The organism is Streptomyces venetus (genome assembly GCF_039540295.1).
In the GTDB taxonomy this organism is placed as follows: Bacteria; Actinomycetota; Actinomycetes; order Streptomycetales; family Streptomycetaceae; genus Streptomyces; species Streptomyces venetus.
Genome location: NZ_BAABET010000015.1, coordinates 38,840 through 52,398, shown reverse-complemented (window position 1 = coordinate 52,398; position 13,559 = coordinate 38,840). Strand labels below are relative to the sequence as shown.

The 13,559-nt window shown below is 70.1% G+C and carries 10 protein-coding genes and 1 pseudogene; 5 read left to right on the top strand and 6 right to left on the bottom strand.

Annotation, left to right across the window (positions count from 1 at the left end; translation table 11 throughout):
• The first annotated feature begins 57 nt into the window (after positions 1–57).
• Positions 58–1,515: a peptidoglycan D,D-transpeptidase FtsI family protein gene (locus tag ABEA82_RS36245; protein WP_345666015.1), complete on the top strand. Its 1,458-nt coding sequence runs from the start codon at positions 58–60 to the stop codon at positions 1,513–1,515.
• 116 nt (positions 1,516–1,631) lie between these two features.
• Here ABEA82_RS36245 and ABEA82_RS36240 read toward each other — a convergent pair whose 3' ends face one another.
• Positions 1,632–3,089: an NCS2 family permease gene (locus tag ABEA82_RS36240; protein WP_345666014.1), complete on the bottom strand. Its 1,458-nt coding sequence runs from the start codon at positions 3,087–3,089 to the stop codon at positions 1,632–1,634.
• A gap of 271 nt (positions 3,090–3,360) precedes the next feature.
• On the opposite strand from ABEA82_RS36240, the gene ABEA82_RS36235 reads away from it, so the two are divergent.
• The 3 genes from ABEA82_RS36235 to ABEA82_RS36225 all read left to right on the top strand — a co-directional run bounded on the left by ABEA82_RS36235 (position 3,361) and on the right by ABEA82_RS36225 (position 5,845).
• Positions 3,361–3,960, top strand: a complete 600-nt coding sequence (locus ABEA82_RS36235) for a SigE family RNA polymerase sigma factor (RefSeq protein ID WP_345666013.1) — start codon at positions 3,361–3,363, stop codon at positions 3,958–3,960.
• Positions 3,957–4,811, top strand: a complete 855-nt coding sequence (locus ABEA82_RS36230) for a hypothetical protein (protein WP_345666012.1) — start codon at positions 3,957–3,959, stop codon at positions 4,809–4,811. The genes ABEA82_RS36235 and ABEA82_RS36230 overlap by 4 nt, the downstream gene beginning before the upstream one ends.
• Positions 4,812–5,011: 200 nt before the next feature.
• Positions 5,012–5,845 carry a pectate lyase gene (locus tag ABEA82_RS36225; RefSeq protein WP_345666011.1) on the top strand — a complete coding sequence of 278 codons (834 nt, stop codon included), beginning with the start codon at positions 5,012–5,014 and terminating at the stop codon, positions 5,843–5,845.
• A gap of 294 nt (positions 5,846–6,139) precedes the next feature.
• On the opposite strand, the gene ABEA82_RS36220 is transcribed toward ABEA82_RS36225, so the two are convergent.
• Positions 6,140–7,294: a right-handed parallel beta-helix repeat-containing protein gene (locus tag ABEA82_RS36220; RefSeq protein WP_345666010.1), complete on the bottom strand. Its 1,155-nt coding sequence runs from the start codon at positions 7,292–7,294 to the stop codon at positions 6,140–6,142.
• 236 nt (positions 7,295–7,530) lie between these two features.
• Here ABEA82_RS36220 and ABEA82_RS36215 point away from each other — a divergent pair, with 236 nt between their 5' ends.
• The gene (locus ABEA82_RS36215) at positions 7,531–9,738 is read left to right on the top strand and encodes a glycoside hydrolase family 43 protein (RefSeq protein ID WP_345666009.1); all 2,208 of its coding nucleotides are present in this window, start codon (positions 7,531–7,533) and stop codon (positions 9,736–9,738) included.
• A gap of 3 nt (positions 9,739–9,741) precedes the next feature.
• Here the strand turns inward: ABEA82_RS36215 and ABEA82_RS36210 are convergent, their stop codons facing one another.
• From ABEA82_RS36210 to ABEA82_RS36195, 4 genes and pseudogenes are all read right to left on the bottom strand, one after another.
• Entirely contained in the window at positions 9,742–10,899 is a 1,158-nt protein-coding gene (locus ABEA82_RS36210; protein WP_345666008.1) for a dienelactone hydrolase family protein, read from the bottom strand.
• Positions 10,886–12,151: a pectate lyase family protein gene (locus ABEA82_RS36205; RefSeq protein ID WP_345666007.1), complete on the bottom strand. Its 1,266-nt coding sequence runs from the start codon at positions 12,149–12,151 to the stop codon at positions 10,886–10,888. The genes ABEA82_RS36210 and ABEA82_RS36205 overlap by 14 nt, the downstream gene beginning before the upstream one ends.
• Before the next feature lie 22 nt (positions 12,152–12,173).
• A pseudogene (locus tag ABEA82_RS36200) lies at positions 12,174–12,374 on the bottom strand (pectinesterase family protein); the annotation flags it as partial.
• On the bottom strand, positions 12,375–13,505 hold the full coding sequence (locus ABEA82_RS36195; protein WP_345666006.1) for a pectinesterase family protein: 1,131 nt from the start codon (positions 13,503–13,505) through the stop codon (positions 12,375–12,377).
• Between the last annotated feature and the right edge of the window lie 54 nt (positions 13,506–13,559).

The following is a 13,559-nucleotide window of genomic DNA, read 5'->3' as shown; positions in this document are numbered from 1 at the left end:
TGAGAAAACCGGACGGCGGGAACGATCCGACCGGTCTCGCTCGTCCTCATGTTCGGGATGAACAAGACGATCAGGCGCGCGTCGGTCTTCACGCTGCTGCTCGTGTTGGCTCTGCTGGGCAGGGCGACCTGGGTGCAGTTCTACGAGGGCCAGGCGCTCGCAGACGACAAGGACAACCGGCGGAACGCCATCGAGACGTACTCGGCGCCGCTCGGGAACATCATCGTGGGCGGACGGTCGGTCACCGGCTCCGCCGCGACGAAGACGAGCGACCTCAAGTACAAACGCACGTACAAGGACGGCGAGCTGTACGCGGCCGTGACGGGATTCGCCTCGCAGGCCTACGCCCCGACCCAGCTGGAGGGCATCTACACCGACCTGCTCAACGGCACGGACAACCGGCTGAAGTCGGTGATGGACACCGTCACCAATCAGCGGGCCGAACCGGGCAACGTGGTCACGACGATCGACCCGGACGTGCAGAAGGCGGCGTACGACGCGCTCGGCGACAAGAAGGGCGGTGCCGTCGCGGTCGACCCGAAGACCGGGAAGATCCTGGCGGTCGTGTCCACCCCGTCGTACGACCCCTCGCAGCTGACCGACGCCAACACGGCGGGGGCCGCCTGGAAGAAGCTCACCACCGACCCGGAGAAGCCGCTGACCAACCGCGCGCTGCGTCAGCCGCTGCCGCCGGGGTCGACGTTCAAGCTGGTCGTGGCGGCGGCCGCGCTGGAGAACGGGCTGTACTCGTCGGTGGACGAGAAGACCGACAGCCCGGATCCGTACCGGCTGCCGGGCACCAGCAAGGACCTGTCGAACGAGAACCCGAACGCGCCCTGCACGAACGCCACGATCCGTACGGCGCTGGAGTACTCGTGCAACAACGTCTTCGCGAAGATGGCCGTCAACCTGGGCCAGGACAAGGTGAAGGCGATGGCCGAGAAGTTCGGCTTCAACGACGACCGGCTGGATGTGCCGGTGCGTGCGTACACGAGCGTGTACCCCTCGGACATGTACCCGTCGCAGACGGCTCTGACGGGCATCGGCCAGTTCGATGTGACCGCCACTCCGTTGCAGATGGCCATGGTGTCGGCGGCCATAGCCAACGGCGGCAAGCTGGTTTCGCCGCATATGGTTTCGCAGATCACCAACAGCGGCGGTGATGTGTTGCAGGACTACGACGACAATGCGGACTCAAAGGAGATCGTCAGCTCCTCGACGGCCGAGCAGCTCCAGTCCGCGATGCAGACGGTCGTGGAACAGGGCACGGGCACGAACGCCAAGATCCCGGGTGCGACCGTGGGCGGCAAGACGGGCACGGCGCAGCACGGCGAGAACAACAGCCAGGTGCCGTACGCCTGGTTCACCTCGTACGGGAAGTCCGACTCCTCGGGCAAGGAGGTCGCCGTGGCGGTCATGGTCGAGCAGTCGAACGCGGCCCGCTCGGAGGTCAGCGGCAACGGCCTGGCGGCGCCGGTCGCCAGGGCGATGATGGAAGCGGCGCTGAAGGACTGAACCCCGGCCGCGCATAAGCCGTCTGTACAGGTGACGGGCCGCCCCCTTCCCCCCGGGGGCGGCCCGTCACCGTATGTCTCCGTACGACCGTTCGTCGTTACTCGGCGTTACTCGCGTTACTTGGCGCCGAGCAGCTGCTCGATCGGGTCGATCGCGAAGTAGACGAGGAACAGCGCCGAGGTCCCCCACAGCAGCCAGTGGACCTCCTTGGCCTTGCCGAGCACGGTCTTGATGACGACGTACGCGAGGAAGCCCGCGCCGATGCCGTTGGTGATCGAGTAGGTGAACGGCATCACGGCGATGGTCAGGAAGGCGGGGATGGCGATGTCGTACCGGTCCCAGTCGATGTGCTTGACCTGGGTCATCATCAGGAAGCCGACGGCGACCAGGGCGGGTGCGGCGGCCTGGAGCGGCACGATGGTGAGCAGCGGGGTCAGGAACAGCGCGAGGCCGAACAGGCCGCCGGTGACGAGGTTGGAGAAGCCGGTGCGCGAGCCCTCGCCGACTCCCGCCGCCGACTCGATGTAGGAGGTCGCCGAGGAGGCGGAGGCGGCGCCGCCCGCGACCGCCGCGGCCCCGTCGATCAGCAGCACCCGGCCGAGGTTCGGGACCTTGCCCTCCTCGTCGAGCAGGCCCGCCTCGGCGCTGATGCCGACGACGGTGCCCATGGTGTCGAAGAAGTCGGACAGGATCAGGGTGAAGACCAGCAGGACGACGGTGATGACGCCGACGCCGGGGGCGCTGAACGCCCCGAACAGGTCGAAGTCGCCGATGAGGCCGAAGTCGGGGGTGTCGACGAGCTTGTCGGGCCAGGAGGGTGTGGTCAGGCCCCAGGTCTTGATGTCGGCTATGGAGTTGATCACTATCGCCACCGCTGTCATGGAGACGATGCTGATCAGGATGGCGCCCTTGACCTTGCGCGCGAGCAGGCCGATCGTCAGCAGGATCCCCAGACAGAAGACGAGAATCGGCCATCCGGTGAGCGTGCCCGTGCCGCCCAGCTGAACGGGCACGGTGGTGTTCGCCGCGTCCGGGATGCGGCTGACGAATCCGGCGTCGACGAAGCCGATGAAGGCGATGAACAGACCGATGCCGACGCTGATCGCCTGCTTGAGCGGCTGGGGTATGGCGTGCATGACGGCCTCGCGCAGACCGGTCACCACCAGTACGCAGATCAGCAGGCCTTCGAGGACGATCAGGCCCATCGCGTCGTCCCAGCTCATCAGCGGGGCGATCTGGAAGGCGACCACGGCGTTGAGACCGAGTCCGGCGGCGAGCGCGAGCGGCAGGTTGCCGGCCACGCCCATGATGATCGTCATGACCGCGGCCACCAGGGCGGTGGCGGTGGTGAGCTGGACGGCGTCCAGCTGATGCCCGAACTTGTCCTTCGCGCTGCCCAGGATGATGGGATTCAGGACAAGGATGTAGGCCATCGTGAAGAACGTGGCGAAGCCGCCGCGGATCTCCCGGCCGAGGGTGGAGCCCCGCTCGGAGATCCTGAAGAACCGGTCGACGCTGTTCACCGGGGGTGGCGCGGTGGGCGGCCGGTCGGTCACCTGCTGCGGTTCGGACATGACGCGTGCTCCTTGGTGCCGGGGTGATCGGTGTGCGGATGCTGGCTGGATTGTCCTCGCGTTGAACCACGTTCAGGTTTTCTTCGTGTTACGGAATCAGAGTCCGGCCCGCCAACCGCTGTTCGAAGCTCCGTACGAACCATCCTGACGATCGCTGCTACGCTTCCCGATCTCGTCCGGGCCTCCCCCGGATGATCACATGTCATCTACATGACACACACAGGCGCCCCCGTCCGGGAGTGCCCGAAGCCGCTGCGAGGAGAGGTCGCCCGTGGGCACTGTCGTCGACGACGCCGCCTCCGTGGAGTTCCACGCCTTCTTCGAGCGCCACTACGCCGAACTGTCCCGCCTCGCCTACCTGTTGACGGGCGAGTCGGACACCGCCGACGACCTGGCGGCGGACGCGTTACTGGCGCTGTGGCACCGCTGGGACCGGGTGCGCGCGGCCGACCATCCGGCGGCGTACGCCCGCGGGGTGGTCGCCAACCTGGCCCGCACCCGTATCCGCAGCGCGGTGCGCGAGCGACGGCGCATCGCCCTGTTCTGGTCGCAGCGCGAGGAGAACACCGAGAACCCGGACGTCGCGGGCGTGGTCGACGTCCAGGAGGCCCTGCGCAGGCTGCCGTTCCGCAAGCGGGCCTGTGTGGTGCTGCGGCACGCCTTCGACCTCTCGGAGAAGGACACCGCGCTCGCCCTCGGCGTCTCGGTGGGTACGGTGAAGAGCCAGACCTCGAAGGGAGTGGCCGAACTCCAGCGGTTGCTGGGCACATCGGGGGTACCGCAGCGCATGCACGCGGCGCTCGCCGCGCCCCGTTGCTCGCCCGCCGTGGAGGGCGTGCGCACCGGTGAGAGCGGAGGGAGGGACCGATGACCATGCCGCGGAACGTGCGGGAGGAACTGCACACCCGGCTGCGCGAGGCGGCCGGGGCGCACGAGCCCGACCGGGAGCGCATCCTGGCCCGGGTCGAGCGCGGCATGGCCGGCCCGGCCGGTTCCGGCCACCGGTCCACGCGTCCGCCGGTGTTCGGCTGGCTCCGGGTGACGGGTGCGACGGCCGCGGTGGCCGGTGTGCTGGCGGTGGGCGGCTACGCGGTCGCCTCGGCCGTGAAGGAAGAGGCCGCCCCGCCGCAGCAGGAGGTGGCGACGTCACCGACACCGGCGCCCACGGCCACGCCGTCACCGCAGGCGACGAGCCGGGCTCCCGTGCCGCCGGCGGACCCGACGCCGAGCCGCGCACCGGAACACCGCGAGTCCAGCCGGCCGCCCTCGCGGCAGCCGAGCACCTCCGTCACCGCACCGCCGCCCGCCGGCACCGAGGACGGGCCGCTGTGGTCGGACGGCTCGGTCGACCCGCACAGCAACGACTTCTGGGCGCAGAGCAACATCACCCTCAAGACCCGCGAGGAACTGACCGCGCTGTCGGTGCGGTTGCGGGTCGCCCAGACCGGCGGGGTCTCCGACGCGGGCGCCTGGCGCTCCCTGCCCGAGCAGGACTTCACCCTCACGGTCGACGAGCAGGACGGCTTCCTCGTCTACACCTGGACCCTCAAGGAGGGCCGTACGGTCCCGGCGGGCGAGTGGGTGTTCGCGGGGCAGTTCGACCACGCCCGCGGCGGACGGGACGCGGGCGCGGACCGCTACACGGTGACGGCCGCCGCGGGCTCCGACCGGCTGTCCGTGGGGGGCGGCTTCGCCGCGGTGGACGACGCCGGGGACGGCTGACCGAACCGGCCGACGCCCGGCTGCTCACCGACGCGGGGTACGGCCACACGGCGCTGAGCGATCCCAGCAGTTGCGTCCGGGCTCACCAGCGTCGACGCGCCCTGACGCACTGGCGTGAAAAAACCTTGAGGGCGCGGCAACCCTTTCCTCACCGGTGGCGACCAGTACACGCAAGAACCCCCCATCTGAGGAATCGGTACATGACTGCACCAGCAGAACAGCGCGTCCGCCATCGCCGTCGGGTCACCAGGCGGCGGGCGGTGATCTCCGGGCTGTCGGCGTTCGGGATCGCGGGAGCGGCGATCGTCACCACGTCGATGCTCTCCACCGCCAGCGCCGCGCCCTCCTGGCCCTCCGACACGGGCAGCGAGCCCGTGTCGAAGACGATTCCGGTCTCCGGTGTCCGCGACGGCGGCATGAAGATGTTCTTCGGCACCGGCGAGCTCGGCAGGGACAACCAGGACGAGGACCAGCCGCCCCTCTTCGAGCTGGCCGACGGCGCGACCCTGAAGAACGTCATCATCGGCAGCCCGGCCGCGGACGGCGTGCACTGCAAGGGCAGTTGCACGATCCAGAACGTGTGGTGGCTGGACGTCGGCGAGGACGCGGCCAGCTTCAAGGGCAAGTCGTCGTCCGCGGTGTACAAGGTGATCGGCGGCGGCGCGAAGAAGGCCGACGACAAGGTGCTGCAGTTCAACGGCGCCGGCACGCTGAACGTCTCGGGCTTCCAGGTGGAGGACGCCGGCAAGCTGGTGCGCTCCTGCGGCAATTGCAAGACGCAGTACAAGCGTACGATCGTGCTCGACGACATCGACGTGACGGCGCCGATGAACGCGATCGTCGGTGTCAATCAGAACTACGGCGACACCGCCACGCTGTCGAAGATCCGTGTGCACGGCGACAGCAAGAAGAAGATCAAGACGTGTGTGCGCTTCGAGGGCAACAACACGGGCAAGGAGCCCAAGGAGCTGACCCCGCCCGGCCCGGACGGCAAGACCTGCAAGTTCAAGGCCTCGGACATCAGCTACCAGTGAGGCCGCACACCGCCTGAACTCCGGCCGGTCCCGAAACCCCCCTCGGGCCGGCCGGCCGCCGGATGTCCGGGCCCCCAGTCGGACTACCGGCACCACGACCTTCCGGAGCCCCTCTCCGGGCGGTCGAACGCACTGGCCGAGCCCCCCTCGGCCGGTTCGCGGGACGCCCCCGCCGGATCGCACCGGCGGGGGCGTCGCCGTTCATGTGACGGGCATCTCTGGCGGCCGGCGGCCTGATCCTCCACGGAGCCCGCGACAGCCGCCTGTCGGCCCCGGAACGCCGTCGGACAGGCCCTAGTTCATCGTCGAGCCGATGGTCGTGGAGCCGGTCGTCAGGAACGTCGTCGCGGGAAGCGACCCGTCCGCCTTGCGTGCCGCGTAGGCGGTCGTGGCGTCCGTCGACCGGAAGGGCGGGGTGGCGACGCCGCTGTCCCAGTTGTTGCCGGCGGAGACCGTCGAGGAACCCAGCTTCGCGGGGCCGCCCTTGTCGCCCACGGCGAGGTTCTTGCCGAGGCGGGCCTTGCCGGTGGCGAAGTAGAAGCCGCTCTCGGCATTGGCGTAGGTGGTGTTGCGGTTCAGGGCGATGGCGCCGGTGTTGGAGTTCTCGGTGAAGCCGTGCAGCGTGTTGTCCCAGGCCGCGTTGTTGTTGACGACGTGGGCGACCGACGCTCCCCCGCCGCCCAGTTTGAAGCCGTTGCCGTTGCCCTCGAAGGCCGGGTCGCTCCAGCGGTTCTCCCCGTTGCCGAAGGCCCAGGAGTGCTCGACGGTGACCGGGGAGGAGAACTGCCAGAGGTCGAGGCCGTCGTCGGAGTTGTTGTACAGCCGGGCGCCGGTGATCCTGTTGCCCGTCCCGGAGCCGAACTTGACGGCGATGCCGTCGGCGTTCTGGCCGTGGCCGGCCGGGTCGTAGTTGCCGTGGCTGTCCAGGTTCTGCACGAGGTTGCCGGTGGTGCCGTCGCCGCGCAGGGTGAAGCCGGAGTCGCCGTTGTCCGCGGTGACGAGGTTCCTGAAGACGCCGCCCACGGAGGAGGTGGCGACGAAGCCCTGGGCCGGGGAGTTGACGAAGGCGAGGTTCTCGACGGTCCAGTGGTCGCCGTAGATCCCGGCCAGCCAGGAGCCGTCGGGAAGCTTCGAGCCGTCGATGCGCACCGTCTCGCCGCCGTACGCGCGCAGCGTGATGGGTGCCGAACTCGTGCCGTCGGCCGTGGACTTGAGGGTCGCGGCCGGGTAGTAGGTGCCGCCGCGGACCTGGATGACGGTACCGGCGGTGGCGTTCCTCACGGCCGTTTCCAGCTGGGCCGTGGTGGAGACGGTGACCGTCGTGGAGGCGGCCTGCGCGCCGCCGGTCGACAGTCCGAGGTAGACGCCGCCCGCGCCCGCGGCACAGGCCACGGCGGCGGCGATGGAGAGCGTACGGGTCCTGCGGTGGCGTCCGGTGCTGGGCAGCACGGAGCGTTCCTTTCCTGGGGGATCGGGGACGGAAACGGATCGGAGGGGCCCGCTCCGGCCCGTTTCCGCCCACCAGTCGCCGCCGCACCGGGAAAGGGTTGCCGCTCCTCCGCCCGTGGTTCCGAAACTTTCGGAACCACGGGCCCCGTGCACACCCGTTGACGCCCTGTTCCCGTCCGGTGAAACTCCGAGGGCCGCCATCCAACAGAATCCCCCAGACTCCGACAGGAAGTGTCATGCGCCCCCGCACGTTCCTGCTTCCGTTCCTGGCCCTGACGGGGCTCCTCCTGACCCTTCTCACAGCGCCGCCCAGCACCGCAGACCCCGGAGCACCCCCCGTGAAGCATCCCGAGTACGCCGGCTATCTCTTCGCCTACTTCACGGGCGAGGGCACGGCCGACGGCGAGCAGATCCGCTACGCCCTCAGCCGGGGCAACGACGCCCTGCACTGGCGTGAGCTGAACGCCGGCAAGCCGGTCCTGACGTCGACCACCGGCGAGAAGGGCCTGCGCGACCCGTTCGTGATCCGCTCCCCCGAGGGCGACAAGTTCTACCTGATCGCCACCGACCTGCGGATGTACCAGAACTCCAGCGGCAGCTGGGACCAGGTCCAGCGGCACGGCAGCAAGTCGATCATGGTCTGGGAGTCCACGGACCTCGTCCACTGGACCGACCAGCGCCTGGTGAAGGTCTCCCCGGACAACGCGGGCAACACCTGGGCCCCGGAGGCCTACTGGGACGACGAGCTCGGCGAGTACGTCGTCTTCTGGGCGTCGAAGCTGTACGCCGACGACGACCCTGACCACAAGGGCGACACGTACAACAAGATGATGTACGCGACCACGAAGGACTTCCGGACCTTCAGCGAGCCCAAGGTGTGGAACGACCCGGGCTACTCGGTGATCGACTCCACGGTCGTGAAGTACAAGGACGAGTACTACCGCTACACCAAGGACGAGCGGGACCCCAGCTCCTCCAGCCCCTGCTCGAAGTTCATCACCGGCGAGAAGTCGGCCTCGCTGACCTCGACGAAGTACGACTTCGTGGCCGACTGCATCGGCAAGGGCGCGATGGACCGCGGCGAGGGCCCGACGGTGTTCAAGTCGAACACCGAGAAGAAGTGGTACCTGTTCATCGACGAGTACGGCGGTCGCGGCTACGTCCCGTTCGAGACCACCGACCTCGCCTCGGGCCAGTGGACGCCGTCCACGAACTACCAGCTCCCGGCGAGCCCCCGGCACGGCACGGTCCTCCCGGTGACTCAGCGGGAGTACGACCGGCTGCTGGCGGCCTACCCGAGCACCCCCACCTCCGTGGTGGACGCGACGGCCCCGCACCAGAAGGGCTACTCGATCGTCACGGAGAGCGCTTCGAAAGTCGTCCTGCCGATGGAGCCGGACGCCGATCTGCGCGGCCTGGCCCCGAAGCTGTGGGTCGCTGAGGGCGCGAAGCTCAGCCCGAAGTCCGGTACGCGCCGCGACTTCCGCACACCGCAGAAGTACACGGTGACAGCCGCCGACGGCACCAGGCGCACCTGGACGGTCGAGGCGGTCCGCACCCGCAGCCCCCTGCTGCCGGGCCTGAACGCCGACCCCGACGTGCACTACCTGAACGGCAGATACTGGATCTACCCGACGACGGACGGCTTCCAGGGCTGGAGCGGCACCAAGTTCAAGGCGTACTCGTCGAAGGACCTGGTGACCTGGAAGGACCACGGCGTCATCCTCGACCTCGGTCCTGACGTGAGCTGGGCCGACAAGTACGCCTGGGCGCCCGCGATCGCCGAGCGGGACGGCAAGTACTACTTCTACTTCTGCGCCGAGCAGCAGATCGGCGTGGCCGTGGCCGACTCCCCCGCCGGCCCCTTCAAGGACGCGCTCGGCAAGCCGCTCGTCGCCAAGGGCGGTTCGCTGAAGGGCCAGATGATCGACCCGGCGGTCTTCACGGACGACGACGGCCAGGCGTACCTGTACTGGGGCAACGGCCACGGCTACGTCGTGCCGCTGGGCGACGACATGGTGTCCTTCGACGCGTCGAAGGTGCAGGACATCACCCCGGACAACTTCCGCGAGGGCTCCTTCGTGATCAAGCGGAAGGGCACGTACTACTTCATGTGGTCGGAGGACGACACCCGCAGCGAGAACTACCACGTGGCGTACGCGACGGGCCCGTCCCCGCTCGGCCCGTGGACCAAGCGCGGGACGATCCTGGAGAAACGGCCCGAGTACGGCATTCTCGGCACCGGTCACCACTCGGTGGTGAACACCCCGGGCACCGACGACTGGTACATGGTCTATCACCGCTTCGCCCTGAACGGCCCCGGCAGGCCGGGCGGCGACGGCATGCACCGGGAGACCACCGTCGACCGCCTGGAGTTCGCGGCCGACGGCACCATCAAGCCGGTGGTGCCGACCCTGGAGGGCGTCAGGCCGGTACGGCGGTGAGCCTCACAGGACGTCGTCGAGCCAGCTGAAGACCTCGTCCTGCATCTCGCGCGCGAAGACGTGGCCGAGCTCCGGCCACGTCTTCGTGCGTATCCGCTCCTCGGCGTGGAGCGCACGCCACACGGCACGCAGCTTGTCGTACGCGACCTGGACCCCCTGGGCCGGGAACAGCGTGTCCAGCCCGCCGTTGAAGAACAGCGCCGGCCGGGGAGCGGCGATGCTCGCCACGTCGGGGATGTCGAGGTGCCGGGCGAGCCCGGGGTGGAGCATGTAGTAGGCGGACTGGCCGCGCAGGGTGTTGTTGCCGGGCACCGTCATCTCCTTGAGGCCGGTCATCCAGCACACGCTCGCGGTGGCCGCGACGTGGTCGCTGAGTGCGGCGGTCTGCCAGGCGCGGTAGGCGCCCATGGAGAAGCCGAGGGCCGCGATCCGCCGGGCGTCCACCCGGTCGAGTCCGGCCAGGAAGGCGGCGGCCCGCTGGTCCTCCCGGGCCATGAGCCCGGCGAGCGAGGAGCCGAGGTGGTAGAAGTTGGACGCCAGTGCCTGCTGCTGCTCGTAGGCGAGCGGGCCGCGGTCGCCCCAGCCGAGGGCGTCCAGGCACAGCACCACGTACCCCCGCCGGGCCAGTTCGTCGCCGACGAACCGCCCGCTGAAGTACGTGTCCGCCCACGCCTGGGCCGAGGCGAGCCGCGTGTCGTCGTACCAGGGCCGGACGAGTTTCTCCTTCCCGATGTCGAACCTGGCGCCGTGGTCGTGCAGGAGCAGCACGGCGGGGAAGGGCCCGTCGCCGTGCGGGGTGAGCAGGGCACCCCGGACGCGCTCGTAGCGGGTGAGGGAGACGGTCACCAACTCGCGGGTGCAGTCGTGCGCTCGGTCCCGACCGGTGTACTCCGGAGCGAACGGCACCCGGTCCTGCCGCTCGACCAAGAGGTGCTCCTCGACCGTGGCCCGGGCGGCACGCCGCCAGGCGCGGAAGTCGCGGATCGGGGAGCTGCCCCAGGCGAGCGGGAACGTCAGGGCGTCCTTCAGCGCGGGGTGGAAGTCGGGCAGCGGCCCGTCCACGACCGCCGCCTCCGCCCCGGTCACCGCTCCCCCGGACAGCAGCGCCGTACCCGCCCCGACCACGAACGACCGCCGTCCGAGCGGTTCATGGGCGTCCATACGGTCTCCCGGCTCCGGCGTGCCGCAGCACGTACCGCTCGACCGCCGAGGGCGATGCGAGGGCGTGGTGGTCGTAGACGTCGGCGGGGTCCCAGCCGACGTCGCTCCCGAGACCGAGTCCGCTCGCCACGGCGTTCAGGCGGGCGGGCCGGCCGTTGAACCAGGAGCCGATGTCGCGGAACCGCTCACCCCCGTAGTCCGCGACGGCGAGGGACTGGCTTCCAGCGGGATACCGGAAGACATTGCGCTCGGAGAAGATCGCCGACTCCACTCCGACGCCCAGGGCGTAGAGCGGCGCCCACCCCCGGTGGACGTTGTTGACGACGTGCACCTGTCCGAAGCGGACGCGCGGGGCGCGCTGCGCGATGCCGGTGAAGAGGTTGCGGGCGAAGGTCACCTTGAGATGCCCCCGGTCCCGGTCCCCGCGTCCGTCGCCCGAGCCGATGAGGATCGCCTTGTCGTGGTCCTCGAACCGGCTGTCGGAGACGGTGACGAAGTCCGAGCCGTCCTCGATGTCGAGCAGCCCGTCGTGCCGCTGCACGCGCTCGCCGTGGAAGCCGAGGGGCGCCTCGCGGTCCGGGAACCGGCCGTCGGTGAAGGTGCAGTGGTCGATCCAGATGTTCCGGCCGGTGATGATGGTGAGCGCGTCGAAGCGGGCGTTCCAGTTTCCGTGTGCGCCGTCGTCCGGGGACCAGCCGGTGAAGTGGTCGACGGGTGCTTCGAGGCGCAGGTTGCGGACGATGATGTCGCTGCCGGTGTTGACGGTCAGGAACCCCCCGAGCAGCCGGGCGTCGCGCCCGACACCGACGAGTGTGGTGTTGCTCGGCACGGTGAGCTGGATCTGCGCCTTCTCCTTGTCGGAGCCGGTCTGGCGCAGCTGCCGCTGCTGCTTGCAGTAGTCGAAGCGGGTGTCGGACCAGACGGCGCCGTCCTCGCCGAAGCAGGACATGTACTTGCGGAGGTCGTAGCCGGGCGCGTAGTCCTGCTCGCCGAGCAGGGACCCGTCGTCCGCCTCGTGGCCGTCGATGTCTCCGACGACCCGGATCACCTTGGGCGCGGTGGGTTCGCCGTCGTTGGCGAGGGCCTGCTTCAGCTCGGCCCGCGTGTCCACCGTCCAGGTCCTGCCGCCCGCCCCGCCGTCGGTGCCGGAGCCGGTCGAGGCCCAGCCGACGGGCCCGGGTTCGGCGGCGGAGGCCGCGGGTGCCGGCCACAGCAGGCACACGCCGAGGAGGAACGCCGCGGCCCTACGCACAGGGCTTCCAGTCACCGATGTGCGGGACGCTGACCACCTCGCGGTACGTCCCCGGGTGCACGGCGACGGTCCAGCCGGGACCGTCCACGGCGTCCACGGCGGCCTGGACGGAGTCGCCGGGCCGGACGTGCAGGATGCGGCGGTCGGCTGCGGCGAAGGCGGGCGCGGCTCCGACGGCGACCAGGCCGCCGGCGAATCCGGTGAGGAGAGTGCGCCGGTGCATTCAGCACGCCTCCTTCCACGGCTCCCAGTCGCCGAGGTACGCGCTGCGGGTCGCGGACCGGGCCTGCCGGGAGGTGAGCTGGGGCCGGTTCTCCGGGACGGTGATCCTCGCGCCCGGCCCGGTGTTGCGGTACTCGGCGAACCGCATCGACTGCCACGGGTAGGCGTCCGACATGTCGGTGTAGGGCGCCACCGCGTCGATGCCCGGGCCGAGCCAGGTGTCCCGGACGGTGAGCATGGGGCGGGCGGTGGTGTCGGAGCTGGGCACCCAGGGGCGGGCCAGCTTGTAGGCGCCGTCGGGGGCCTCGCTGCTGACGCGGCCGCCGGTCACCAGGTAGCCGAGCGGATTGGCACCGGCCGTGGACGGGGCGAAGACGAAGCCGTACGGGGAAGCCGAGAGGTCGGTCCGGTTCAGGGTCCGGAAGCGGCAGTGCTCGAAGACGGCGGTGGCCCGCCCGAAGACGAAGTCGACGTCGCCCTCGGCGTAGCAGTGGGCGAAGTACTGGCGGGCGAAGGTGCCGAGCGCCATGGAGTCGGCGTACAGGGTGTCCTGGTGGCCGAGGAACCGGCAGTGGTGGAAGGCGGACCGGTCGCCCTGGACCTTGAGGGCGACGGCCTGGGTGCCGGTGATCCCGGGGTGGTCGGCGCGCAGCCAGTCGTTGGCGAAGGTGATCCAGCGGGCGGTGAACCCGTCGGCCTGCACGGTGGTGGTGGCGGACCCGGTGGTGCCGTAGGTGCCGCCGCCGGGCTTGGGCGTCCCGGCCGCGTTGTCGTACACGATCACGACGTCACGGGGGTCCTCGCTCGCCCCGATCCACGTCATCTCGGTACGGCCGGGATCGACGGCGACGGTCTGCCGGTAGACGCCGGGGGCGATGACCAGGGTGTGTCCGCTGCCGCTCGCCGCGGCGACGGCGTCCCGGACGGTGGTGAAGTCACCGGCGCCGCCCGGGTGGACGTACAGCGTCCCGGGGGTGGGACGCGCGGCGGGCGATCCGAACCGGCCGAACGGTCTCGGCCCGGTGGCGGCCCGTGCGGGGCCGGAGGCGAGGCCGAGGCCGGTGCCCGCCGCGGCGCTCGCGACGAGGAACCCCCGGCGGGAGAGGGAGGAACGGTGAGGCTGCGCGAGCATGCGGCGGCTCCTTCGCGGTGGGCTGGTGCGGTCGGGGAGAAGCCGGGGCGGGCG